Annotated in this window: 24 protein-coding genes; 8 read left to right on the top strand and 16 right to left on the bottom strand. The window is 65.7% G+C overall.

Annotation, left to right across the window (positions count from 1 at the left end; translation table 11 throughout):
• Positions 1–44 precede the first annotated feature (44 nt).
• Positions 45–1,457: a class II fumarate hydratase gene (locus K323_RS0118235; RefSeq protein WP_022886701.1), complete on the top strand. Its 1,413-nt coding sequence runs from the start codon at positions 45–47 to the stop codon at positions 1,455–1,457.
• A 28-nt stretch (positions 1,458–1,485) separates the two neighbouring features.
• Here K323_RS0118235 and K323_RS27145 read toward each other — a convergent pair whose 3' ends face one another.
• The 4 genes from K323_RS27145 to K323_RS0118215 form a co-directional block, all read right to left on the bottom strand.
• Positions 1,486–2,103, bottom strand: coding sequence for a prepilin peptidase (locus tag K323_RS27145; RefSeq protein WP_022886700.1), 618 nt, complete (start codon positions 2,101–2,103; stop codon positions 1,486–1,488).
• A 232-nt stretch (positions 2,104–2,335) separates the two neighbouring features.
• Entirely contained in the window at positions 2,336–3,673 is a 1,338-nt protein-coding gene (gene phoH2, locus K323_RS0118225; protein WP_026851818.1) for an RNA 5'-3' helicase PhoH2, read from the bottom strand.
• A 238-nt stretch (positions 3,674–3,911) separates the two neighbouring features.
• Positions 3,912–5,024 carry an aminotransferase class V-fold PLP-dependent enzyme gene (locus tag K323_RS0118220; RefSeq protein WP_245571024.1) on the bottom strand — a complete coding sequence of 371 codons (1,113 nt, stop codon included), beginning with the start codon at positions 5,022–5,024 and terminating at the stop codon, positions 3,912–3,914.
• 22 nt (positions 5,025–5,046) lie between these two features.
• On the bottom strand, positions 5,047–5,832 hold the full coding sequence (locus K323_RS0118215; RefSeq protein ID WP_022886697.1) for an isoprenyl transferase: 786 nt from the start codon (positions 5,830–5,832) through the stop codon (positions 5,047–5,049).
• A 166-nt stretch (positions 5,833–5,998) separates the two neighbouring features.
• On the opposite strand from K323_RS0118215, the gene trhA reads away from it, so the two are divergent.
• Positions 5,999–6,664: a PAQR family membrane homeostasis protein TrhA gene (gene trhA, locus K323_RS0118210; protein ID WP_033373602.1), complete on the top strand. Its 666-nt coding sequence runs from the start codon at positions 5,999–6,001 to the stop codon at positions 6,662–6,664.
• A 26-nt stretch (positions 6,665–6,690) separates the two neighbouring features.
• Here the strand turns inward: trhA and K323_RS27140 are convergent, their stop codons facing one another.
• A complete protein-coding gene (locus K323_RS27140) occupies positions 6,691–6,933 on the bottom strand; it encodes a hypothetical protein (RefSeq protein ID WP_022886695.1) in 243 nt (80 codons plus the stop codon).
• Entirely contained in the window at positions 6,930–7,793 is an 864-nt protein-coding gene (gene mca, locus K323_RS0118200) for a mycothiol conjugate amidase Mca (protein WP_022886694.1), read from the bottom strand. The genes K323_RS27140 and mca overlap by 4 nt, the downstream gene beginning before the upstream one ends.
• Positions 7,794–7,907: 114 nt before the next feature.
• Here mca and K323_RS0118195 point away from each other — a divergent pair, with 114 nt between their 5' ends.
• Positions 7,908–8,384 carry a DUF4307 domain-containing protein gene (locus K323_RS0118195; protein ID WP_169515681.1) on the top strand — a complete coding sequence of 159 codons (477 nt, stop codon included), beginning with the start codon at positions 7,908–7,910 and terminating at the stop codon, positions 8,382–8,384.
• A gap of 89 nt (positions 8,385–8,473) precedes the next feature.
• Entirely contained in the window at positions 8,474–8,965 is a 492-nt protein-coding gene (gene greA / locus K323_RS0118190) for a transcription elongation factor GreA (protein ID WP_022886692.1), read from the top strand.
• A gap of 23 nt (positions 8,966–8,988) precedes the next feature.
• Here greA and ilvA read toward each other — a convergent pair whose 3' ends face one another.
• Genes ilvA through K323_RS30910 form a run of 3 tightly spaced genes read right to left on the bottom strand, consistent with a single transcriptional unit; the run spans position 8,989 to position 11,832 of the window.
• On the bottom strand, positions 8,989–10,230 hold the full coding sequence (gene ilvA / locus K323_RS0118185) for a threonine ammonia-lyase (protein WP_022886691.1): 1,242 nt from the start codon (positions 10,228–10,230) through the stop codon (positions 8,989–8,991).
• Between the two features lie 3 nt (positions 10,231–10,233).
• Positions 10,234–11,469 (bottom strand): AI-2E family transporter, encoded by a 1,236-nt coding sequence (locus K323_RS27135; RefSeq protein ID WP_022886690.1) that lies wholly within the window; start codon positions 11,467–11,469, stop codon positions 10,234–10,236.
• Positions 11,470–11,478: 9 nt separating this feature from the next.
• The gene (locus tag K323_RS30910; protein WP_425402288.1) at positions 11,479–11,832 is read right to left on the bottom strand and encodes a pentapeptide repeat-containing protein; all 354 of its coding nucleotides are present in this window, start codon (positions 11,830–11,832) and stop codon (positions 11,479–11,481) included.
• Between K323_RS30910 and K323_RS0118175 the strand changes: the two genes are divergently transcribed.
• Positions 11,764–12,882 (top strand): winged helix-turn-helix domain-containing protein, encoded by a 1,119-nt coding sequence (locus tag K323_RS0118175; RefSeq protein ID WP_245571021.1) that lies wholly within the window; start codon positions 11,764–11,766, stop codon positions 12,880–12,882. The genes K323_RS30910 and K323_RS0118175 overlap by 69 nt on opposite strands.
• 105 nt (positions 12,883–12,987) lie before the next feature.
• On the opposite strand, the gene K323_RS0118170 is transcribed toward K323_RS0118175, so the two are convergent.
• Both K323_RS0118170 and K323_RS0118165 read right to left on the bottom strand, forming a co-directional pair.
• Complete coding sequence (locus K323_RS0118170) at positions 12,988–13,872, bottom strand: M48 family metalloprotease (protein WP_022886688.1); 885 nt, start codon at positions 13,870–13,872, stop codon at positions 12,988–12,990.
• A gap of 12 nt (positions 13,873–13,884) precedes the next feature.
• Positions 13,885–14,451: a LemA family protein gene (locus K323_RS0118165; RefSeq protein WP_022886687.1), complete on the bottom strand. Its 567-nt coding sequence runs from the start codon at positions 14,449–14,451 to the stop codon at positions 13,885–13,887.
• A gap of 170 nt (positions 14,452–14,621) precedes the next feature.
• On the opposite strand from K323_RS0118165, the gene K323_RS0118160 reads away from it, so the two are divergent.
• Together K323_RS0118160 and K323_RS0118155 are read left to right on the top strand one after the other, a co-directional pair.
• Positions 14,622–15,464, top strand: coding sequence for an ABC transporter ATP-binding protein (locus K323_RS0118160; protein WP_022886686.1), 843 nt, complete (start codon positions 14,622–14,624; stop codon positions 15,462–15,464).
• On the top strand, positions 15,461–16,195 hold the full coding sequence (locus K323_RS0118155; RefSeq protein WP_022886685.1) for an ABC transporter permease: 735 nt from the start codon (positions 15,461–15,463) through the stop codon (positions 16,193–16,195). The genes K323_RS0118160 and K323_RS0118155 overlap by 4 nt, the downstream gene beginning before the upstream one ends.
• 60 nt (positions 16,196–16,255) lie before the next feature.
• On the opposite strand, the gene K323_RS0118150 is transcribed toward K323_RS0118155, so the two are convergent.
• The 5 genes from K323_RS0118150 to K323_RS27130 form a co-directional block, all read right to left on the bottom strand.
• A complete protein-coding gene (locus tag K323_RS0118150) occupies positions 16,256–17,701 on the bottom strand; it encodes a GH1 family beta-glucosidase (RefSeq protein ID WP_022886684.1) in 1,446 nt (481 codons plus the stop codon).
• Entirely contained in the window at positions 17,698–19,083 is a 1,386-nt protein-coding gene (locus K323_RS0118145; protein WP_022886683.1) for a D-arabinono-1,4-lactone oxidase, read from the bottom strand. The genes K323_RS0118150 and K323_RS0118145 overlap by 4 nt, the downstream gene beginning before the upstream one ends.
• Before the next feature lie 70 nt (positions 19,084–19,153).
• On the bottom strand, positions 19,154–20,416 hold the full coding sequence (locus tag K323_RS0118140; protein ID WP_022886682.1) for a type III PLP-dependent enzyme domain-containing protein: 1,263 nt from the start codon (positions 20,414–20,416) through the stop codon (positions 19,154–19,156).
• Entirely contained in the window at positions 20,416–21,675 is a 1,260-nt protein-coding gene (locus tag K323_RS0118135) for an MFS transporter (protein ID WP_022886681.1), read from the bottom strand. Before K323_RS0118135 ends, K323_RS0118140 begins: the two co-directional genes overlap by 1 nt.
• Positions 21,676–21,685: 10 nt before the next feature.
• The gene (locus K323_RS27130) at positions 21,686–22,324 is read right to left on the bottom strand and encodes a TetR/AcrR family transcriptional regulator (RefSeq protein WP_022886680.1); all 639 of its coding nucleotides are present in this window, start codon (positions 22,322–22,324) and stop codon (positions 21,686–21,688) included.
• Between the two features lie 249 nt (positions 22,325–22,573).
• On the opposite strand from K323_RS27130, the gene K323_RS0118125 reads away from it, so the two are divergent.
• On the top strand, positions 22,574–24,733 hold the full coding sequence (locus K323_RS0118125) for an Ig-like domain-containing protein (protein WP_157509497.1): 2,160 nt from the start codon (positions 22,574–22,576) through the stop codon (positions 24,731–24,733).
• Positions 24,734–24,737 lie beyond the last annotated feature (4 nt).

The following is a 24,737-nucleotide window of genomic DNA, read 5'->3' as shown; positions in this document are numbered from 1 at the left end:
GCCAGCAGAACCAGAACGACCAGAACTGAAAGGGAAATCACGCCGTGGTGGAGAACTCCGCAGAAGCCGGGTACCGGATCGAACACGACACGATGGGAGAAGTGCGCGTCCCAGCGCACGCACTGTACGGTGCGCAGACGCAGCGTGCCGTCGAGAACTTCCCGATCTCCGGGTCGACACTCGAGCCCGCCCAGATCGCGGCCCTCGCGCGCATTAAGAAGTCGGCTGCGCAGGCCAACGCCCGGCTCGGCGTGCTCGACGGTGCTATTGCGACGGCGATCGCCGCAGCCGCCGACGAAGTGGCTTCCGGTCTTCACGACGACCAGTTTCCGATCGATGTGTACCAGACCGGCAGTGGCACGTCGTCGAACATGAACATGAACGAGGTTCTGGCAACGCTGGCCACTCGGAGCCTCGGTTCCAGCGTGCACCCCAACGACCATGTGAATGCCTCCCAGTCGTCCAACGACGTCTTCCCCACCTCGGTGCACATCGCGGTCACCAGTGCGCTGATCGACGACCTGATCCCGTCGCTCGACCACCTCGCGGTTGCCCTTGAAGCGAAGGCGGAGCTCTGGGCAGGAGCGGTCAAGTCCGGCCGCACCCACCTCATGGACGCCACCCCGGTCACCCTCGGCCAGGAGTTCGGCGGCTACGCGCGGCAGATCCGTCTCGGCATCGACCGCGTGCAGTCTGCGCTCCCCCGGGTCGCAGAGGTTCCCCTCGGCGGCACCGCCGTCGGCACAGGCATCAATACACCGGCCGGTTTCCCGCAACTGGTGATCGAGCTCCTCGTGGCCGAGACCGAGCTCCCAATCACCGAAGCGAAAGACCATTTTGAGGCCCAGGCCAACCGCGACGGCCTGGTCGACGCATCCGGTGCGCTCCGCACCATCGCCGTCGGCCTCACCAAGATCTGCAACGACCTGCGCTGGATGGGCTCTGGGCCGAACACCGGACTCGGCGAGATCTCGATCCCCGATCTGCAGCCTGGCTCGTCGATCATGCCCGGCAAGGTGAACCCGGTGATCCCGGAGGCCGTGCTCATGGTCTGTTCCCGGGTCGTCGGCAACGACGCGACAATCGCCTGGTCTGGGGCATCCGGATCGTTCGAACTGAACGTCGCCATCCCGGTGATGGGAACGGCGCTGCTCGAGTCGATTCGGTTACTTTCAAATGCGACCCGGGTGCTCGCCGACAAGACCGTCGACGGTCTCGTCGCGAACCTCGAACGCTCCAGGGCCCTGGCCGAGTCTTCGCCATCCATCGTCACTCCGCTGAACCGGGTGATCGGCTACGAGGCTGCTGCCAAGGTCGCCAAGCACTCCGTCGCCAACAGCGTCACGGTGCACGAGGCGGTCGTCGCACTCGGCTTCGTGGAGCGCGGCGAGATCACTCTGGAAGACCTCACGGCGGCGCTCAACGTGCTCGACATGACTCGCCCGCCACAGGCCTGACTCCCGCTGTCGCACGGCGGTTCCGCGTTCAGCCGGTCGTCGCGCCTGCTGCCGCCAGCAATGGAGTGAGCGCGATCGCGACCCAGTAACCGACAAGCAGGAACGGCCCGAACGGGATGCGCGAGCGAGCGTTGGCGCGGCGCACCAGCAGGAACACCAAGCCTCCAACTCCCCCGACGACGAAGGCGAGCACCAGGCCGGCCGCCGCTGACCAGACGCCAAGGAGTCCGAGTGCGACGCCCAGGGCCGCCCCGAGCTTGACGTCGCCCATGCCCATGCCGCCGCCGAGATTCAGTGCGAGCAGAAACAGGAAGTAGCCGGCACCGGCGACCAGGGCGACGACCGGCACCGAACCACCATCCGCCAGCCACTGCGCGGCGACGGCGGACAGGCTGATCGCGAGCGCGGGCACCACCAGGTTGTTCGGCAGGCGGTGGTCGACTACGTCTCGCCTGCACAGTTCTCCGGTGACAACGGCGAGACAGATCGCCGGTAACAGAGCTGGTTGCACACCGACGGATGCCACGGCGAGCGCGGCGAGACCCACGGCGAGCGCAGCCTGCCAGGCGAGCCGAGCCCACCGGATCCCGCCTCTGCCGCCCGGAGCGCTGTCTGCGTATCGAGCGGAGGTCGCTGTGTCTGTCACCCTCGCAGGGTAGCCGCCGGCGGCATCCGTTCGTCAAAGTTATCCACAGGCGCTATCCGGGACGCGCGGCCATCCCTTAACCATTCGACGGAGATTTCACCGATTCGCGGCCAGTGACGCGAGTAAACCGGTCGATGAGAGCAAAATCTCCGTCGAATGGTCAGCGGAAAGACGGACACCGGGCGGACGGAGGGACACCGGGCGGGAGCGTCGGGCACCCGCCCGGTGTGATTCAGGCGAGTTCGTTGCCCTCCAGCATCTCGGTGACCAGGGCGGCGATGGCGCTGCGCTCAGACCTGGTCAGGGTCATGTGCGCGAACAGTGGATGCCCCTTGAGCGTCTCGATCACGGATGCGACGCCATCGAAGCGGCCCACCCGCAGGTTGTCACGCTGGGCGACATCGTGGGTGAGCACAACGCGGGAATTCTGACCGACCCTGCTGAGGACGGTCAGGAGTACATTGCGCTCGAGCGACTGGGCTTCGTCAACGATCACGAACGCGTCGTGCAGCGAACGACCGCGGATGTGCGTGAGCGGCAGCACCTCGAGAATGCCGCGTTCGACGACTTCCTCGAGCACGTTCTCCGAGACCAGGGCGCCGAGAGTGTCGAACACGGCCTGGCCCCATGGATTCATCTTCTCGCCCTGGTCGCCGGGCAGGTAGCCCAGTTCCTGGCCGCCGACGGCGTACAGCGGGCGGAAGACCATGATCTTCTTGTGCTGCTGGCGTTCCAATACCGCCTCGAGGCCCGCGCACAGCGCGAGGGCCGACTTTCCCGTGCCGGCGCGGCCACCCAGCGAGAGGATGCCGATCTCCGGGTCGAGAAGCAGGTCGATCGCGAGGCGCTGCTCGGCCGAGCGGCCATGCAGACCGAACAGGTCACGGTCGCCGCGCACGAGCTTCAGCTCTCCACGCCCGGTGACTCGGCCAAGGGCAGAGCCACGGTCGGAATGGATGACCAGGCCGGTATTCACCGGCATGTCCTGCACCGCCCGAGTCGAGAGCGATTCGTTCTCGTACAGGTCGTTGATCTGGTTCGAGCCCAGGGTGATCTCGTCCATCCCTGTCCAGCCGGAATCGATCGCGAGTTCATGACGATACTCGTCTGCCGCGAGGCCGATCGAGGACGCCTTCACCCGCAATGGGAGGTCTTTCGAGACGACAGTGACGTCGAGTCCGTCGTTCGCGAGGTTCAGGGCGACGGCAAGGATACGCGAGTCGTTGTCGCCCAGCTGCAGACCGGAGGGGAGCACCGACATGTTCGAATGGTTCAGTTCGACGCGCAGACTGCCCCCATCGCCAACCGGGATCGGGAAGTCGAGACGTTCGTGCTTCACGCGCAGTTCATCGAGATATCGAAGCGCCTGGCGCGCGAAATACCCGATCTCAGGGTCGTTACGCTTGGACTCCAGTTCGGTGATCACCACGACCGGCAGCACGACGGCATGCTCGGCGAAACGGAAGATCGACCGTGGATCGGAGAGGAGTACCGAGGTATCGAGCACGTACGTGCGCTCGGCCTGCGAAACTCCTTCCGTCGTCTGGTCCGAAGTCTGGTAGTCGGTCAGATTCGCGGCCACAACCACTCCCACCCCGCGTCTTAACAGACGCGGATTCTTTGGCGAGTCGGCCACTAGCGGATATCGAGCCGTACTTATGTGGCCGTCTCGATCAGGCGCCATACCTGATGAATGTGACGCTACGTCTGGCCGGCATATTCCGCCAGCGCGACACGCCAACGACACCGAAGGTTCACCAAACCGGTCGCCAAGAAGCGATCAAGAGCCACGCTCATGGACGATGTGCTCAGTAGACGGCAGCGGTGGAGTAGGAGGTAAATGCTGCGCGCACCATATCGACGGTGGCGTCGGACAGCGCCGCGTGCACGCTCAACCGCACGCGTCCGCCTCGACTGGTCACTGAGACTCCGTGGTTGCTCAGGGACGCCTCCAGAACGGTCAGCTGCTCGGCGGGTGGTTCGAGTACCACGATGCCCGCGCGTTCCCGTGTGTCACGGGAGGAGACCACTGGGACCGCGAATTCGTCGGCCAGCTCGATGATCCGGGTGACGTTGTCGCTCACCGCCGCCTGCACCCGATCGAGCCCGACCGCGTCGAGCTCCTCGAGGGCGGCAGAGAACCGGGCGAGTGCGACGGGGTCGCCGTCGCTGATCTGGAACGCGCTGGCGTCGGTGGCGGGGGGAACAACCTCGTCCCATGTCAGTCCGAGCCCGGTGCCGGTGAACCCTGAGAAGACCGGCGTCAGCCGCTCGACGGCGTGATCGCTGAGCGCGAGGAAGCCGGTGCCCCACCCCGCCCTGGTCCACTTCTGCCCGCCGGTCGCGACGACGTCCGCAAGTTCGAGGGGCGCATCCACCACGCCGAAGCCCTGGATGGCGTCGACGATCAGAAGCCGATCCCCGATGACCTGACGGATGCCCTCCAGGTCTGCGAGGTATCCCGTGCGTGAGTCGACGAGGCAGACAGCGACGGCGGCAACCGACGGTGTGAGCTGCGCCTTGATCTGCCCGGGAGTCACACGACCGTGGTCAGTCTCCAGCCACACCGGTCCGACCACATGGAGAGCCTCTGCGGCACGCACCGCGGCAAACGGCACGCTCGGGAAGTCTGCGGCGGAGAGCAACACGTCACCGGTCAACCCGAACATCGCCTGCATGAGTCCTGAGCTGGTGTTCGGCTGGTGCACCACCTGGTCTGCGCGAAATCCGGTGAGGCCAGCGACGGCGGTTTGCATCCGTTCCCGTTGAGCCAGGAGCTCGGTGAAGCTGCCGTACCTGGCATGCGAGACCATCTCTGCCAGGCCGCGCTCCTCGGCCAGCACTGTCGCAGAAATCGGGCCGACAGCGCCGTAATCCAGGTAGCCGGGTTCCTCGAGAAAGCCGCCCTGAAAACTCTGCATGCTGATCAACCGGGTGTCCTTCCTACCCGCCGAAGCGGCGTTGTCTCCGAGCGAAGTCACGTAATGCTCGAAGGAAATCGACCTGGCGCAGGTCTGGCCCCAGTGCCTCGACGAAGTAGAACTCGCTGTGGGCGCTCTGCCAGAGCATGAAATCGCTCAGTCGCTGCTCGCCAGAGGTACGGATGACCAGATCGGGATCGGGCTGCCCACCGGTGTACAGATGCTGGCCGATGAGTTCAGGGGTCAGCGTCTCGGCGAGATCGTCGAGCGACCCACCTCCCGCGTTGTGCTTTTCGACGATGCTGCGCATCGCATCCGTGATCTCGGTTCTCCCGCCGTACCCGACGGCGAGGTTGACGTGCAGGCCCGTTTTGGTGGCCGTGCGCGCGTCTGCCGCGTCGAGGGCCGCGACCAGTGGTACCGGAAGACCGGTCTTCGATCCCACCTGCTGCACGCGCCAGTCGCGGTAGTGGGAGAGTTCCTCTGCGAGCTCGGCGATGATCTCGAACAGGTCAGAAAGTTCGTCGCTCTCCCGCTGCGAGAGGTTGTCAGAGGAGAGCAGGTACAGGGTCACGACCGTAATGCCCAGGTCGTCGCACCATTCCAGGAACTCGCGCATCTTCGCCGCGCCTGCCCGATGCCCGTCGGCTGCGGAATCAAAGCCCAGCTGCCTGGCCCACCGTCGGTTTCCGTCGATGATCATCGCCACGTGCTTCGGCACGACTTCCGCCGTCAACCCACGGCGGAGCCTGCGCTGATACACCTCGTAGAGGATGCCGCGTCCGAGTGGAACCTGCCGTTTCTGCACACGATTACGCTAGTCCCAATCCCGGATCTCTGCGCGCAGCGACCGACCCCAGCTGTCGTATGGTTGCCTCATGGGCCCAGCGAGCGAAGGTGGAGCGGAGTCGGGCGGAGTAGAGCCACGCGGAGTGGAGTCGAGCGCAGAGAGCGACATCCCGAGCCTTCCACTGATGGAAGACGCCGTCGCCCACCCGACCGAGGTCAAGCCGACCTGGCGCGGTTGGATCCACGCCGGCACATTTCCGGTGACCATCATTGCCGGCATCATCCTGCTGGTGCTTGCCGACGGCGCTGCGGCGAAGTGGAGCAGCGCGGTGTTCGTGGTGAGCTCGATGCTGCTGTTCGGCAACTCGGCGCTGTACCACCGCTTCAACTGGAAGCCGCGCACCAGGCTGATCCTGAAGCGCATCGACCATGCGAACATCTTCCTGCTGATCGCCGGCTCGTACACGCCGATCACCGTGTTGGCGCTTCCTCCGGGCAAAGCAGTCCTGCTGCTCAGCCTGGTGTGGGGAGGCGCCATCCTCGGCATTGCCTTCCGGGTGTTCTGGATCCACGCGCCGCGCTGGCTCTATGTGCCGCTCTATCTTGCGCTCGGCTGGGGCGCTCTGATGTTCATCGTCGACTTCTTCACGGCAGACGCCCTGATGATGACGCTGATCCTGGTCGGCGGACTCTGCTACTCAGTCGGAGCGGTCGTCTACGGGCTGAAGAAGCCGAATCCGGTGCCAGGCGTGTTCGGCTTCCACGAGATCTTCCACACGCTCACGGTGATCGCGTTCCTCTGCCACTGGGTGGCGATCCTGTTGATCGCGATGCACCCGCTCTACCCGTGAGTCCGCCGAGATGAGCTCGCCGAGAACTACTCGGGCTTCTGATCGTTATGTGTGTCTTCGGCCGCGTTCCGCTCGGCCAGCTCGGCGTCAAGTCGTTCCTTGATCTGCTCACGATAGGTGGTGCGACGGATGCGACGCACCATATCGATGCCAAGCAACACCGTCACCACGGCAACCAGGAAGATCGCCAGGAAGCCGATCGGGCCCGGCGTGACGGTGTCGGCCGGCGGCGGCGTGGCGGCCAGCAGGAATGCGGTGAGCGCAGTCATCCGTTGTCCTCCACACCCGCGAAGAGATCGGACTCTGGCATCTCACTGTTCACTTTCGATTCAACGAGCTGGAAGTCCTCGTACGGCCACGCCTCACGGATCAGCTCGTTCGGCCAGAAGAAGAAGCTGCTGTCGGGAGAAACCTGACTCGCGTGGGCGCGGAGAGCCGCGTCCCTGGCCTCAAGGAAGTCGCCAACGGGAACGTGCGTCGTCGCGAGCTTCGGGTAGTCCTTCATCCAGTCCCGTGCCTCGCCGAGCGGCTCGAGCAACGGCGAATCCGGCTCTTTCGCGGCCAGTGCCAGGTACATCGCGTCGATTCGTTCGAGGTTGAAGATGCGGTCGTAATAGAGCTTGTCGACCTGCCAGGGTGCGCCGGCATCCGGATACTTCGCCGGATCGGCCGCATCGCGGAAGGCGGCGATCGACACCACGTGGGTGCGAATGTGGTCTGGGTGCGGGTAGCCGCCGTTCTCGTCGTACGTGATGAGCACGTTCGGACGGAACCGGCGAATGATGCGCACCAGTGGTTCGGCGGAGATTTCCACCGGGATGTCGGCGAAGGAATTGGCGGGCACGGAACCGTCGTCGTTCATGCCGGAATCCTCGTAGCCCAGCCAGAGGTGATCGACATTCATGTGCCGCTGCGCCTCAGCCATCTCCAGCCGGCGGAGTCCCGTCATGTCGCGGCCGGCCATGGCGTGGTCGGCCATCGAGGCGTTCAGGATGCTGCCGCGTTCGCCGCCGGTGCAGCTGACGACCAGCACCTCGGCGCCCTTCGCGCGGTACGAGGCGTAGGTTGACGCCCCCTTGCTCGACTCGTCGTCGGGATGGGCGTGCACCGCCAATAGTCGCAGTGTCACGTATCTCCTCAGGGAATGCCAGCTAACCTTGGATCAAGCCTAATCGTTCTAACTGTGAGTGTGGAGTCGTCCGTGAGTGAACCCGTGAGTGTGGTCACTGTGACGAATAACGGCGTGACGAATAACGGCGTGACGAATGACGGCGCGACACCTGACGGCGCGACGAACGAGGCCGCCGCGGAGGGGCAGCTGACGGATGCCGCAGGCATCCAGGCCAGGTACGGCCGCACCCCGACGCGAAAGAAGCGCGATCGGCGCATCCTCTGGCTGGGTGCGGCCCTCTTTGTCGTCGTCTTCGGAGCCTGGGTGATCTGGGCGGGAACAGACAGCCCCGATACCCAGATCGACGCCAGAGACATCGGCTACACGATCATCGACGACTCCAGTATCAGCGTCACCTTCGAGGTGTCGGTGCCGGAGGGCACCAGGACGAGCTGTGTGGTGCAGGCGCTCAATGAGAGTTTCACCGTGGTGGGCTGGAAGGTGGTCGATCTGCCGGCGTCAGACCGCTTCACCCGCTCATTCACCGAGGTGCTGAACACCAGCGAGCTCAGCAACACCGGTTTGATTTACCGCTGCTGGCTGTCCTAGACTGATGTATTCGCCCTGACGGAATCGTCGGGGCGTCGACTATATCTGCGGCCCGTCCTTTCGGCTGACTGCAATAGAGGAGAACATCCATGACTACCGACACCACGGTCACCTGGCTGACCCAGGAGGCCTTCGACCGTCTCACGGCGGAACTGGAAACCCTCAGCACGACCGGTCGCGAGGAGATCGCGAAGAAGATCGAGTCGGCGCGCGAGGAAGGCGACCTCAAGGAGAACAGCGGATACCACGCTGCCAAAGAGGAGCAGGGCAAGCAGGAGGCCCGCATTCGCACCCTCACGCAGTTGCTGCGCACGGCGGAGGTCGGCGACGCTCCACAGAGCAATGGCGTGGTGCAGCCGGGAACCGTGATCACCGCCACCATCGCGGGTGACGAGAGCCGCTTCCTGATCGGAAGCCGCGAGATCGCCGGTAACACCGACCTTGATGTCTACAGCGAACAGAGCCCGCTCGGCGAGGCCATCCTCGGCCTGAAGGTCGGCGCGAAGACCAGCTACGCCGCGCCGAACGGCAAGGAGATTGCCGTGAAGATCTCGAAGGTGGAGACCTTCACGGGCGCCTGACACCAACGCACAATACGTGCAGGCTAACGCTGGTCAAACTGCGGGTCGTAGCCGGCCCCGCGCAGGATGTCGACGACCTGCTGGCGGTGTTCGTGACCACGGGTCTCGACACTGATGTCGATTTCGACCTCGCTGATCTGCAGGCCGACCCCGTGCCGGGTGTGGAGCACTTCGATCACGTTCGCACGTGCCTCTGCGAGCAGCTCTGAGATGCGCGCCAGTTGTCCTGGTCGGTCTGGCAGCATGATCCGCAGGGTCAGGTAGCGATCGGATGCCGCCAGGCCGTGACTGATGACGCGCTGCATCAGGAGCGGGTCGATATTGCCGCCAGAGAGGATGGCGACGGTCGGTCCGCTCGCCGTGACCTTGCCTGCGATGATCGCGGCGACCGAAACAGCACCCGCCGGCTCAACGACCAGCTTGGCCCGCTCCAGCAGCACCAGGAGCGCCCGCGCCGTGTCATCCTCGCTGACCGTGACGACCTCGTCGACGGCATCCCTGACGATCTCGAAGTTCAGGTCACCCGGCCTCCCAACGGCGATGCCGTCGGCGATCGTGGGCAGGATCGTCACGTCGACGGCCTTGCCGGCGGCCAGCGAGGGCGGATAGGCGGCGGCGTTGGCTGCCTGCACCCCGATGACCCTGATGGTGCGGCCGTCCCTGGCTGCACGCTGCTTGAGCGCGCTGGCGACGCCGGCGACCAGGCCGCCACCACCGATCGGAACGACAACCGTCTCGAGGTCTGGAACCTGGTCGAGGATTTCCAGGCCGAGTGTGCCCTGGCCGGCGACGACATCCTCGTGATCGAAAGGCGGGATCAGGATGGCGCCGGTCTCCTCGGCGAACTCGGCCGCGGCCAGGAGCGGCTCGGTGACCGTGTGGCCGCGCAAGACCACCTCCGCACCGTAGGCGCGAGTGGCCTGGAGCTTCGGTAGCGCAACACCGATCGGCATGAAGATGGTCGCCTTGATGCCCAGTTCACGAGCGGCGAAGGCAACACCCTGGGCATGGTTGCCGGCTGACGCCGCCACCACGCCACGCGCCTTCTCCTCATCGCTCAGCTTGGACATCCGGTTATATGCGCCGCGGATCTTGTAAGACCCGGTGCGCTGCAGGTTCTCGCACTTCAGGAACACCGGTGCGCCGAGCACAGCCGCAAGGTATCGGGAGCTTTCCATCGGGGTGACCTGGGCGACCCGCGAGACGGTCTCACGCGCCAACTCGATGTCGGCCAGGGTGGGTCCAGCGAGGGTGGTTTCTGTCATTTCTCAGGCTTTCGGGTTGCGGAAGGGACGGCTGGAGTACCCCGGCCGTGCCTGGGGAACGGTTTGCCACAGCGGCGAAGCAATGGCTCCGCCGGCCGGAGGCGGCTGGGCTCGCCAGACCCCGCTGGAGATGTAGTTGACCATGACGTTCACCACCGCCGCGATCGGAACGGCGAAGAGCGCTCCGGGAATGCCGGCGATCAACGCCCCGCCGGCCACGACAAGCACGACGGCGAGCGGATGAACCTTGACCGCGGTTCCCATTATCAGAGGTTGCAGCACGTGCCCCTCCACCTGCTGCACCAGCAGCACAACTCCGAGCATGATGAGCGCGTGCAGCGGACTGTTGAACAGCAGCGCAATGACGACGGCAACGGCCCCCGTAGCCACGGCGCCGACGATCGGGATGAAGGAGCCGAGGAACACCAGAATTCCGATCGGGATCGCCATCGGCACGCCGATCAATGCTGCGCCGACGCCGATTCCGATCGCATCGATCGACGCGACCAGGATCTGCACTTTCGCGAAGTTGCCCAGGGTTCTCCACCCTGCCTTGCCTGCGCCGTCGACCGCTGCGCGGGCGCGTCGAGGGAAGATCCGCACGATCCAGGCCCAGATGCCCTTTCCGTCGATGAGGATGAACAACAGGCTGAACAGGGCCAACAGGATCCCGGTGAGGAAATGCCCCAGGGAGGAACCGACAGAGAGGGCGCCGCTGATGAAAACCTCGCTGTCGGCCTGGATGGCGGTCCAGGCCTGGTCGATGTAATCGTTGATCTGAGTTTCAGTCAGATGCAGCGGGGAGGTGAGGAGATAGTCCTTGAATGATTCGAAGGACTGCGCGAACCTTTCCGTCAGTCCGGCAGAACCCTGTGCGATCTGAGTCGTGGCCAGCGTGATGAGCCCGCCGACGACGGCGAGCGTTCCCACCATCGCCACGGCTATCGCGAGACCCTTCGGCCACTTATGCCGTACGAGGAATGCGACCAGCGGAACCAGCAGGGCAGACACCAGCACGGCGACCAGCAACGGGATGACGATCAGTCGCAGCTGGATGATCAGGAAGATGACGACGGCGAGTACTCCGCCGATGACGAGCATTCGCCACGACCAGGCACCCGCCAGCCGGAGACCGGCCGGAATGTTCTCGTCGACCCCATTGGGAATGGCGTTTTCTACGCGCGGAGGGCGACGTCTGAACAGCCCGCCCCAGCCTGGCTTTTCCGTGGATTCCGTCACGTGTTCAGTCTAGGACCGCAGTTCTGCACGTTGCGTGTCAGGGGCTCTCGCTAGGGTCGAGGGGTGCCACAGATAGTCTCCCCCGCCCTTGCCCGCCGCGTCGCGCTCGCCGCCCAGGGGTTCGGCCGGCGTACGGATGCCTCGGGCGGCATCCGTCGACCCGACAACGATGAACCCGGGGTTCGTCCGACCGGTGTTCGCCAACCCGGTGTTCGCCAACCCGGTGTTCGCCAACCCGGTGTTCGCCAACCCGGTGTTCGCCAACCCGGTGTTCGCCAACCCGGTGTTCGCCAATTGAGTGGCCTCGTCGATCGGCTCGGCCTGTTGCAGATCGACTCGGTGAACGTCTTTGAGCGCAGCCACTACCTGCCCGCGTTCAGTCGGCTCGGTGCCTATGACAAGGCCGAGCTCGACCGGCTCACCTACGGCAAGAAGGCGCGGTTCACCGAATACTGGGCCCACGAGGCCTCCTTCCTGCCGCTTGCGACGTGGCCACTCTTCCGCTGGCGGATGCAGCAGTTCCGCGATCATTCGGCCGCGTCCGCCGATCATTGGTCTCACGCCAATCGACAGATGCTCGACTGGCTGCTGGCCGAACTCGCCGCCAACGGTCCCATGCCGGCGAGCGCTATCGAACACGACGCCAACAAGCGGAGCGGCCCATGGTGGGGCTGGTCTGACGTGAAGACCGGCCTCGAGGTGTTGTTCCGCTGGGGCGCGGTGGTCAGTGCCGGCCGGCAGCGGTTCGAGCGGGTCTATGCCCTGCCGGAACAGGTCTTCGGCCCCGAACTCCTGAACCATGAGGTGTCGAAAGACGAGGCGCATCGTGAGCTGGTGAGTCGATCTGCCCGCGCTCATGGCATCGGAACCGTCAAGGACTTCGCCGACTACTTTCGCTTGAAGACGGTGCCAACCATCGCCGCAATCCGCGAGCTCGAGGAAGCGGGCGAACTGCTTCCGGTGGAGGTGCCGGGTTGGGGCAGGAACGGCAAGCCCGGTGCGGCGTGGCTGCACCGCGATGCCAGGCTCCCCCGCCGAATCGACGCGGCGGCCGTGCTCACGCCGTTCGACCCTGTCGTCTGGGAAAGGGCGCGCGCGGAGCGGATGTTCGGCTTCCACTACCGGATCGAGATCTACACCCCCGCCCCGAAACGGGTGTTCGGTTACTACGTGCTGCCCGTGCTGCTGGGCGACACCATTGTGGGCCGAGTCGACCTGAAGAATGATCGCCAGGCAGGGGTGCTGCGAGTGCAGGCGGCCTGGTCAGAAGACGGTGCGCCGCGCGACACGGCCGAGCGCCTCGCATCCGTTCTGCGAGAGACGGCTGATTGGCAGGGACTCGGCGACATCGTGGTGGCACCCCGTGGCACCCTCGCGGCCGGCCTGGCCGCCGAGATGGCAGCGAACTCCTAGCGCCGCGCCGAGAATCGCTCCTTGCGCCCACAATCGCCGCTCCACCGGCGACCCTCGGCGCAAACGACGACGACGGGCAGCTCTGGATGCGCAAACGGAACGGGCCTAGAAGGTGCGACCCATCGTGTTCAGTCGCTCGACGCGCTCGGCGATCGGCGGGTGGGTGCTGAACAGTCGTGCCATCACGCCCGGCTTCAGCGGATCCGCGATCCACAGGTGCGACATCGATGAGTTCTGCTTGCGCATCGGCCGCCCGTAAGCCTCGAGCTTCTGCAGTGCGCTGGCCAGCGCGTCGGGGTGCCTTGTGGTCATGGCGCTGGTGGCATCTGCCAGGTACTCGCGCTGCCTCGACACCGCCAGCTGCACCATGCTGGCCACCAGCGGGGCCACAATCATGGCCGCCAGCCCGAACACCAGCACGATCGGGTTTCCGTTGTTGTTGTTGCCGCGCCCGAAGAACGCCATCCGCAGGAACATGTCGGCGATGAACCCCACCGCGACGACCAGTCCGAAGACAATCATCGAGACACGGATGTCGTAGTTGCGCACGTGCCCGATCTCGTGGGCCATCACACCCTCGAGTTCGGAGTCATCCATGATCTCGAGCAGACCGGTGGTGGCGGCCACGATCGCGTGTTCAGGGTCGCGCCCGGTGGCGAACGCGTTCGGCGCAGGGTCGTTGATCACGTAGATCTGCGGCATCGGCGTTCCCGTTGTGATCGACAGGTTCTCGACCGTTCGCCAGAGACGCGGATTGTCAGACTTGCTCTCCAGCTTGACGCCGCCGCTCATGGCGATCGCCTGGCGACCGGCCATGAAGTACTGGAGCACGGCATAACCGATCGCGACCACAACGACGGTGATCATGATCCCGTAACCGCCTGGTCCGTAGACGAACTGGGCGAGCCACCCCAGAGCTCCGATGAAGATCAGGAAGAACAGGATGATGAAGACCGTGTTGCGCTTGTTCCGGGCTATCGCGCTATACATGGATGCTCGCCGCTAGAACTGAACGCGCGGCGGCTCCGCAATCGCTGCGGAGTCGGTGACCTCGAAGAAATCACGTTCGGTGAAGCCGAGGTTACGGGCGAAGACATTGTTCGGGAACACCTTGATCTTGGTGTTCAGCTCGCGCACACCGCCGTTGTAGAAGCGGCGCGACGCCTGGATCTTGTCTTCGGTGTCGACCAGTTCGCCCTGCAGCTGCAGGTAGTTCTGGCTGGCCTGCAACTGTGGGTACGCCTCGGCGACGGCAAAGATGCTCTTCAGCGCGGTCTGCATGTGGTTCTCTGCAGCGGATGCCTCGGCCGGGCCTTGCGCAGACAGCGTCTCAGCGCGGGCCTTCGTGACATTCTCGAAGACACCCTTCTCGTGTGCCGCGTAGCCCTTGACCGCCTCGATGATGTTCGGAATGAGGTCGGCTCGCCGCTTCAGCTGCACCGTAATGTCGCTCCAGGCCTCGTCGACACGCACGTTGAGCGTGACGAGCGAGTTGTAGGTGGCCCACAGGTATATGCCAACGATGACGACGAGGGCGACAACGATAAGGACTGGGATGAGCCATTCCATGGCAGCGACTCCTTGTGATTGTGCGGGCTCGACCATGATCTGGAGGCCCGTGCGAGGTGTATAAACATCCTAACCGGGCCACCGGAGGCACTCACCCGCTTCTCATGACACTCAAAGCAAAAGCCGGGTCAACTCAGATCAGGGGAGTCGGCACGCCGTAGGCTCTGGTCATGAGCGAGTCGCCGGCATCGTCACAATCGCCTGAGGCATTCGGGGCATCTGAGGCACCTCAGACCAACGGGGCCCAGCCCCGTGTTCGCGGCCGGTTGCGGGGTCACTCAGGTGCGGCCATTCTCGTCGACGACCTGCGCGTGAAGCGCGGAAAACGGGCCGTGCTGCACGGCCTCAGTCTGAGCGTTCCACGCGGAGGCGTTGTCGGGCTGCTCGGGCCGAGCGGCTGCGGCAAGTCCACCCTGATGCGTGCGATTGTCGGAGTGCAGAAGCTCCAGTCCGGCACCGTCACCGTGCTCGGTCGAAGCGCCGGAACCGCGTCGCTTCGACATCGCGTCGGCTACGTCACCCAGCAGGCGAGCATCTACGACGACCTGACCGTTCGGCAGAACCTCAGATACTTCCGTGCCGTGCTTGGCGCCTCGGCGTCCGACGTCGACCGAGTGCTCGACGCCACCGACCTGGGCGACCATGCCTCGGCTATGGCCGGGTCGCTCTCCGGCGGCGAGCGCAGCCGAGTTTCTCTGGCCGGGGCGCTCCTCGGCTCGCCGGAACTTTTGGTGCTCGACGAACCCACTGTCGGACTCGATCCGGTTCTCCGGGTTGACCTGTGGAGCCTGTTCCACCGGCTTGCTGAAGAAGGCACGACTCTCCTGGTCTCCAGCCACGTGATGGACGAGGCCACCAGGTGCGACCGCCTTCTGCTGATGCGCGACGGAGAACTGCTGGCCGACGACACCCCGGACGGATTGCTGGCGCAGACCGGAGCCACCGATACAGAGTCGGCATTCCTGACGCTGATCCAGCGGCATCCGTCGTCTGCTGAGGGAGGTCTCGAATGAACCCTGGCAGAACCCTCGCCACCGCGGGACGCGTGCTAACCCAGGTGCGGCACGATCCCCGGACGATCGCCCTGTTGCTGGTGGTGCCGAGCCTGCTGATCGGACTTCTCGCCTGGATTTTCGCCGACACCGAGGTCTTCAACACCATCGGGCCTGCGATGATCGCGCTGTTCCCGTTCATCGTGATGTTCCTCATCACCAGCATCACCACCCTGCGGGAACGGCGCACGGGGACACTGGAGCGGCTGCTCTCGATGCCACTCGGTCGAGGTGACCTGATTATGGGCTACACGCTGGCGTTCGGACTGCTCGCGATTCTGCAGTCGGCGATCGCGGTCGGCTTCGCCGTCTGGGTCTGCGGGCTCGAGATCGCAGGCTCCATCTGGCTACTGCTGCTGGTCGCGGTTGCCGACGCTGTACTCGGCACCACGCTGGGCCTGCTCGCCAGTGCGTTCGCGAACACCGAGTTTCAGGTTGTGCAGTTCATGCCGGCGCTGGTGTTTCCGCAGATCCTGCTTGGCGGAATCTTCCTGGCCAGGGACCAGTTGCCGGATGTTCTGCGTGAGATCAGCGACTGGCTGCCGCTCTCCCATGCGATCGATGCCCTCCAGGCTGTGGCCGCTGACTCGCAGGACGCCGCGTGGATCGGCGGCGAACTGCTCATCCTGCTGGCCTGGATCGTCGGTGCCATCGTGCTCGGGTCGATCACCCTCCGCCGCCGCACCCCCTGATACACCGCAGCTCTCATTCCCACCAGGTGATCGCTCGTGGAGGCAGACGGGCGGGCGCAGTCAGGAACGGGCGGCGAGCACGCGCTGAAGCCACCGGTACGACTGCTTCGGCGTGCGCTTCTGCGTCTGGAAGTCGACGTGCACCAGCCCGAACCGCTGGGTGTAACCGGCGGCCCACTCGAAGTTGTCGAGCAGCGACCAGACGAAGTAGCCGCGCAGGTCAACGCCATCCGCCACTCCGCCGGCCGAAACCGCATCTACGGCGGCCACGATGTGACCTGCGAGGTAGTCGATGCGCGCCAGATCGTCGACCTCGCCGTACTCATCGACCACATCGGCGAAGCTCGCCCCACCCTCGGTGATGAACACCGGTGGCAGCGCATCGCCATACCGGTCCCTCAGTTCGGTCAGTGTGGCACTGAGATACTCCGGCGCGATCGGCCAGCCGAACCCGGTGACCGGATGCTCGCCGAACGGTTCCAGATGGAAGGGCAGGCGGGTCAAGGCCTCAGCACGGCCGTCTGGACTCGAGGCGTCCCCGCTGCCGGCCGCCACTCGCGACGGCAGGTAGTAGTTCACCCCGTAGAAGTCGAGCGGCTGGTGGATGGTGACCAGGTCGTCTGGGTCGACTTCGGCGAGCGCCCGCAGCACGCTGTCGAATGGCTCGTCAAGAACTGGATACCGCCCCAGCAGCACGGGGTCGGCGAAGATGCGGTTGTGCAGCACGTCGAACAGGCCGGCCACGACGGCATCCATCTCTCGGTCACTGGCCGGCTGCACCGGCGAGTGTACGTTGGTGATGCCGATCTGACCGCGCACGTCCGCTGCCCGAAGCGCCTGCACTGCAAGCCCGTGCCCGAGCAGCTGGTGGTGCGCGCTCGGCAGTGCGCCCCAGAGCTGCGGCTCCCCCGGCGCGTGGATTCCGAGCGCGTACCCGTTCAGCGTCACGGTCGCCGGCTCGTTGATCGTCACCCAGGCGTCGATGCGGTCGCCGAACGCCTCCCCCATCAGAAACGCAAAGTCGCCGAATCGCTGTGCCGTGTCGCGGTTCAACCAGCCGCCGCGCAACGCGAGCGGTGTGTCCCAGTGGAACAGCGTCGCCATCGGTCTGATCCCCGCCGCGAGGAGCTCGTCGAGCAGCCGGTCGTAGAAGCCGACACCGTTGCGGTTCAGCGCTCCGCGACCATCGGGTTGAAGGCGCGGCCAGGCGAACGAGAACCGGTAGGCGTCGCTGCCGAGGTCGCGTGCAAGGGCGATGTCTTCTGCATACCGGTGGTAGTGATCGGCGGCAACGGATGCGTTGGAGCCGTCCACGATGCGGCCGGGCTGGGCAGTGAACCAGTCCCACACCGATTCCCCACGCCCTCCCTCACGGGCGCCTCCCTCGATCTGAAACGCCGCGGTCGCGGTGCCGACGACAAAACCGCTCGGCAGACGCTCGCCCAGTTCGGCCGCGCGGTGCTGCCAGTCGTTCGATGCGCTTCGGCGGTTGTTCGGGGTGGTCATGGGCCGAGAACTCTTTCCAGGTACGGATTGCTGAAGCGATGATCGGGGTCCAGCCTGTCACGAACGGCGAGGAAGTCGTCGAAGCGCGGATAGACGGCACGGAGGGACGCTGCGTCCTGCTGGTGCAGCTTGCCCCAGTGCGGGCGCCCATCGTGCGAGCGCATGATCGCCTCGACGGCCCGGAAGTACTCGGTGGGATCTTCGCGGAAGTAACGATGCACCGCGACATAACCGGTCGCCCGCCCGCTCGCGGTCGACAGCCACAGGTCGTCTGCTGCCGCAGACCGCACCTCGATCGGAAATGAGATGCGCCAGCCGCGCTCCTCAATCAGCGCGCGCACCTCCCTGAGCGCCTCGGGCACGGCCTCCAGCGGCAGCGCGTACTCCATCTCGCGGAACCGCACGGTACGGTTGGTCACAAACACCCGCGGCGAGGCATCCGTGTAGTCGCGACCGCCGCTCAGGCGTTCCGCCATGCGGCTGAAACGAGGAACCAGCGCAGGGAGGGCCGCGCCGATGCCACACGTGGCACGGTAGAGGCCGTTGGCGAGCAGCTCGTCGTCTAGCCAGCGCCGCACCGGAGAAAGCGGCGAACGGATGCCGTCGGCCGGCAACCGGGTATTGGTCTTGGTGAGCGCGCTGCCGGTGTGCGGAAACCAATAGAACTCGAAGTGGTCGAGGGTCTCCGAGCGTTCCAGCCAGGATTCCAGAACGGCATCGAGGGGCTCGGCGGCATCGACGGCGTGGAGAAGAAACGCGGGAACGCACTGGATCGTGACGTCGACCACAATGCCGAGCGCGCCGAGCCCGAGGCGGGCGGCCGGCAGCAGATCGGGGTTCTCGATTTCACTCACCCTAAGCAGTGCGCCGTCTCCGGTGACGAGGGTGAGGGCGACGATCTGGGTTGCCAGACCGCCGAATCCGGCGCCAGTGCCGTGCGTGCCCGTCGATGTGGCTCCCGCGATGGTCTGGCGATCGATGTCGCCCATGTTCTCGAGCGCGAGACCGTGCGGGCGCAGCAGCGCAGGCAGCCGGTGCAGCGGGGTTCCGGCCGCGAGTGTCACCCGCCCCAATTCCACGTCAACCCTGATCGCGCCGCCACCGCCGTGATCAGCGCCGCTGTAATCTGCACCACGGTCATTGTCAACGCTGTAATTGTCAACGCCGAGTTCGAGGTCGTGCAGGTCGAGCAGCACGTCGGGTGCAACCGCAATGCCGGTGAAGCTGTGGCCGGAGCCGACGGCCTTGATCCGAAGCCCTGCCTGCCCCGCGGCGACGACCGCGCGCTGAACGGCTGCGGCGCTCGACGGACGCTCCACCCGCCGCGGACGCACGTGTTCGGTGCGAGCCCAGTTACGCCACACGGCACCGCTCGCGGTCATCGGGCGACCATCACAGTTCTGCCGATCAGAGGCCTGCCCACCACGGAACTGCCCACCACAGCGAGCGCGCTCACAGGAACGTCCGGCCTTCACCTCGATAGGTCGGAATCGTGTCGACCACGCGCCCGTCCAGGACAATGGCAAAGGTATCGACGTGCTCGCTCAGCTCGCCAGACTTCGTGTGGCGAAACCACACCCGGTCGCCGACCCCGAGCTCGGCCGCGGCCTTCCCGGTGACCGGAGTCTGCACTTCCCCTGCCATCTCGCGCGGCACCAGGCTGAGGCCCTCCGGCCAGACCGGCCGCGGCATCCTGTCGAGTCCTGGTGGGCCGGATGCGATCCAGCCGCCGCCGAGGAGTGCCGCCGTCGACGCGGTGGGCTTCCGCACCACCGAGAGGGCGAAGGCCGCGGCCGGTGCGGGCCTGAAGTGCGAGTAGGTGTCGAACAGGTGGCCGCCGAAAAAGCCGCTGCCTGCCGCGATGTCGGTGACGGATGCGTCGGCATGCGTGCTCTCGAGGGAGCCGGTTCCGCCGCCGTTCACAAACTCCAGGTCGGCGACCTGCCGCACCGCGGCAACGGCAGCTCCGCGCCGCTGGGCCAGTTCGGCGATCGACCGGCGGTGCATCCAGCCGTTCAGCGCGCCCTCGAGAGGTTTGCCGGCCGGACGATCGCCGAGACCGGCGATCTGAGCCTCGTACCCCATCATCCCCACCAGGCTGAAGCCCGGTCGCGACACGATGGCGAGCGCGAGGCGCCGCGCATCGTCTGGAGTGTGAACCGGCGAACGCCAGACTCCGAGGTGGCCGAGCACGGGGGCGTTCCAGGAGGCGTCGAGTTCGATGGCCACCCGGATTCGCTCGCGCTGCTCTGGCGCGACAACAGAGTCGATGAAATCGAGGTGCGCGACCCCGTCGATCATGAGGGTGACCTTCGCAGCGAGATCCGGCGACTGTGCGAGTCTTTTGATGGAGGCCCGGTCGGCGGTCGGGTAACCGATGACGACGTCGTCGATGGTGTCGGCAAGCCAGAGTCCTTCGGCCAGCGTGTATGCGAGCACTCCCTGGTAACCGGGCACGGCGAGAATCGACTCGATCACACTCCGCACCCGCAGCGACTTGGTGGCCACCCGGATCGGAGTCCCCCCGGCACGCCGAAGCATGTCACCGGTGTTGTGCCTGAGCGCGCCGAGGTCGAGCACGGCGACGGGAGTTTCCAGTTCTGAGGTGGCGTCGCCCAGTGCCGGCCAGTACCGTTCCGGGGTGAGCCAGGGAGCGACATCCGTCGTCTGCGCAACATCCTTCACCTGCGCGGAGGGTGCCAGATCGATTCTCATCAGCGCACCGACCTGACCCTGGCGACCGCAAGTGCGCCGGCAAAGGCGAACACTCCGGCGAGGATGAAGAGCCCCTGGAACCCCCCGAGAGCGGCCACCGCGAGGGCGCCGAGCAGCGGTGCGATCGCCTGCGGTACGGCGGTGGCGATGTTCATGATTCCGAGATCCTTGCCGCGCGCGGCCGGGTCAGGCAGCACCTGGGTGGCCAGTGCCTGATCGACCGAGAGGAAACATCCGTAGCCGAGACCGAGGATGCCGGCCGCGACCATCGCGACGGTGAGTTCGGGAATGAACGCCAGCATGAGCGCCGCCACTCCCTGCAGTCCGGACGCCACGAAGACGAATGCCTTGCGGCGGCCGAGCTTGTCGCTCAGGCGCCCGAGCAGGATCGACGACAGGATGACGAACACCATGTAGATGAGGGTGAGGATGATGAGGTCGTCTTCGGCGTTCGCATCGTTCAGGCCGAACATCAAGAAGTACAGCAGCAGCGTGGTTCCGAACGCGTTACCGAAATTGACCAGTACCCGACTGAGCAGGGTCCAGCCGAAGTCCGGATGCTCGCGCGGGCTGATCCACAGGCTCGCGATGATTCCGCGCAGCGTCATCGGTTCGCGCTGGTCGCCTCGCAAGACGGCATCGGGCAGCAGCAGGAAGGGAACGACCAGTACAACCAGCAGGATCGCGACCACGGCGTACCCTGCCAGCTGGCCGGTGAAGAGCATCGTCACCAGGAGCAGGCCGAGGATCGTGCCGACCGCCTGCGGTGCGCTCAACCAGCCGGAGACGAACCCGCGCTGGCCGACCGGTACCTGGTCTGAGATCGTCGCCGTCAAGGCCGCGGTGAGAACGCAGAAGCCGATGAGGGCCAGCGACCAGAACACCCCGATGCCGACCAGGCTCTCCTGCACACCGAGGAGCAGTAGTGCGACGGCGAACAGCACCGCGCCACCAGCGATCCAGGGTCGACGTCGGCCGAATCGCGATGTCGTGCGATCGGACAACGCGCCGGTGACCGGATAGGCGACCAGGGCACACACCCCGGCGATTCCCGAGATGATGCCGAAGGCGACAACGCTGTCCACCCAGTTCTCCGGGTGGAGTTGCCGATCGATCTGGGCGGGCAGCAGGAGCTGCACCGGAGTCAGCTGGGCCATCCAGATACCGAGCCACGCGGTGGCGAAGGCCGCAATCCAGCGGCTGGTGACGCGTCTGGTCGGTTCGGCGAAAACAGCCACAACGGTATCTGTCTGGGTCATTGCGTCCTCGTCATGTCGTCCTCGTCACGTCGTCCTCGTCACGGTGTGCTCGTTCGGGAGTCCTCGCGAACCTGGCGACCGATTCAGCGGCAAAGCTGATGATGTCAGACAATGCGGCGTCGTCCCGGTCAACCAGCCAGCTGATTGTCATGCCGTCGGTGAGGGCGACGAGAATCCGGGCAACCTCGTCAACGGGTCGGTCCCAGACCAGGCCCAGGTGCGTCGCCGCGGACGTGAGGGCGGATGCAGCAAGGGAGAAATAGTGCTCGTACTGTCGCCTGGCCAGGTCTGCCATATCGGCAGAACGCAGCGCGTAGTGGGTGAGCTCGAGCATGGCCTGCTCACGCAGAGGATCGGCGCGAAGGAGGTCGGCGTAGCGCCAGAGCCCGGCGGAGATGACTTCCTGCAGGTCTGAGCCCACAATCGGTTCAGGCAGGATGGCGGCTTCCTCCTGACCGACCACGAAGGTCACCAGGTGCGCCATCAGGTCGTCGCGGGAATCGAATACGTAGTGGAAGCTGGCCAGTGGCATCCCGGCCTCGGCTGCAATGGCCCGGGTTGTTGCCGCGCCAACGCCGCCTTCTGCCACGACGCGCAGGGCAGCCTGCACGAGAGCGTCTCTCCGCTCGGCGGCCGGAATGTGCGCCATCACGCTTCCTCCCCTCCATCGCATCATCGACCCAGGAAGTGGGTCAAATGACCCAGTCGCCAGTATGCCCGATTCCCGGTGACGGAGGAAGCCATGCGTGAGGAAACAGTGTGACAACAGTGTCCGTGGCGAGTTGACTTTGCCACTGTTGACACGTGGAATGGGTGGAGGGGAGGGGGTGAAATGCGCTCCAGAGCACCACGGCACCTCGTGTCTCCGGAACAGACGAGGTCCGATTCGCGACGGTCGGTGTCAGGACCGTCGGTTTCGCGAAGATGGACACGCGGGCTGATCGCCCTCTCTGCGATCCCTCTGCTGGCCTCGCTGCTCGTCGTCGCCGCTCCCGCCGGGGCCCACGCCGAAGAATCCGCGCCGACGTCGCCGGGAGTCGAGGCGGTCGCTCCCACGCCCATTCCCGCGCCGACGTCGCCCTCGCCCGTAACCCCGACTCCCGCCCCGCCCGAGATCACAATCACCGCGCCGGCGGACGGAAGCTTCATCGGAAGCGGGAGCACGAGAGTCAGCGGCACCCGCACCGCCGGGTCTCAAGTACAACTGCTCTCACCAACCGGCGGGGAACCGTTCTGCATCGTCGGCGAGGATGAGGGTCCCGCGACCACGTGGAGCTGCAGCGGCGTTAATGTTCCAAGCGGCCCCAAGATGGTGCTCCGTGCCGTCATCACCGGCTCAGACGGTGTTGCCGACGACGTGACCGTTCGTGTGCTCACGCCACCGGTCGTCACCGGAGGAGCCGGAGGCGCTGGAATCTCTGACGGCCGGGTGCGCGGAACGGCGTACCCTGACGCATCCGTCACCGTTCGAAGCAACGGAGTGGCCTGCACCACGACGGCCGGCCCGTCAGGCGATTGGATCTGCGCTCTCGGTGGACTGCCAAGCGGAACCCATCAGGTGACGGCAACCCAGCAAACCGACTTCAGCGTACCGTCGTCGTCGGACGCGAGCGCAGCGCTCAGTGTGAACTTCGATACCGAGAAGCCGTCTGCACCCGTGGTCACGTCGCCCGTCAGCGGAGCACGGGTCTCAACCGACGGGGCGACATACAGCGGCACGGGTGAAGAAGGGTCGACCGTCACCGTCTTCGCCGGGCCGTATTCGGTGTGCAGCGTCGTCGTCACCGGCGGCGCCTGGACCTGCACCGCCGGCGGCGTTGCGGCCGGTACCTATCCCGTGGTCGCCGTGCAGCAGGATGCCGCTGGAAACACCGGTCCGGGGAGCTCACCGATCGCGGTCTCCTACGCTTCTGCCAGTTCGCCGTCGCCGGCCCCGTCGGAGAGTGACAACGCCGGTCCGAACACCGCGATTCCCGTTCCGCCCGCGAAACCGCGCTCTGACAAGCCGAGTGCGTCACCGCCGAGCGCGTCCCCCGAACGACCCGCGCCGGATCAGGTTCATGCCGCGCCTGCGCCGAACACGCGGCTGCCGGGAGGCTGGAGCGATCCGACCCAGTTCACCAGCGCCGTCATTCCTCCTCCGTGGAACGCGCAGTTCCCCTGGCTGCAGGCGCTGCTCTTCGCCATCGCCGCGGTTGCACTCCTTGTGGTTCCGGCGCGGCTGCTTGCCGGCACATTCACCCGGGCGAGAGGTGGGCGACCGTTCTGGGGTGGTCACCGTTTTGCGGGGCGCAACCGCGCTCGCGAGGAGTTCGACACGGCTCCGGATGTGCGCCTCAATCGCTGGCTTCTCGGCGGAGCGGCACTGATGGCGGCGGCCGCCCTGGTCATGCTCTCCGGCCCGGTCACTGACCAGCCCGCCTACCTTCGCCTGCTCCTGGCGGTGGTGATCGCACTAGGTGTGGTCAATGCGGTCGGGATGCTGGTCCCGCTGTGGTGGAGTACCCGGGTGATGCACACCCCGGCAACAGCCTCTTTCCTGCCGAGGTACCTGCTGCTGGTTGGCGTGACGGCACTCGGCTCCCGACTCTTCGACGTGCAACCCGCGCTACTGTTCGCCCTGTTGGCGAGCGTCGCCGTGCCCGCCGGGACATCCGTTGTCAATCGAGGGCATGTGGCTGCGGTGCGTGCCGCCAGCCTGATCGCTCTCGCGGTGCTCGGTTGGCTGGTTCTCGGGGCCGTTCCCGAAGCGGCAGGATTCCTCGGCATCCTCGGTGCAGAGATCGCGAACACTGTTGTGCTCGGTGCCATCGGATCCGCGGTTCTCATTCTGATCCCGGTCGGCTCAACGAGCGGGCGCAGCATCCTGAACTGGTCGCCGCTGGCCTGGGCCGGCCTGACGGTACTGGCGTTCTCGATCCTGTTTGTGGTCATGGCGCCGGCCGACGGCAGCTTGCCTGCCGGAGGAGCAGTGGCCTGGGTGGCCGCGGGGGCCTTCGCCGCGATCAGCGTCGGCGCCTGGACCTGGCAACGCTTCGTCGCACCGGCACTGCGGTAGTCCA

The sequence above is a fragment of the Glaciibacter superstes DSM 21135 genome (assembly GCF_000421145.1).
Classification (GTDB): domain Bacteria; phylum Actinomycetota; class Actinomycetes; order Actinomycetales; family Microbacteriaceae; genus Cryobacterium; species Cryobacterium superstes.
Note: the sequence above shows the minus strand (reverse complement) of the source record. Positions and strands in the feature narration are given on the sequence as shown.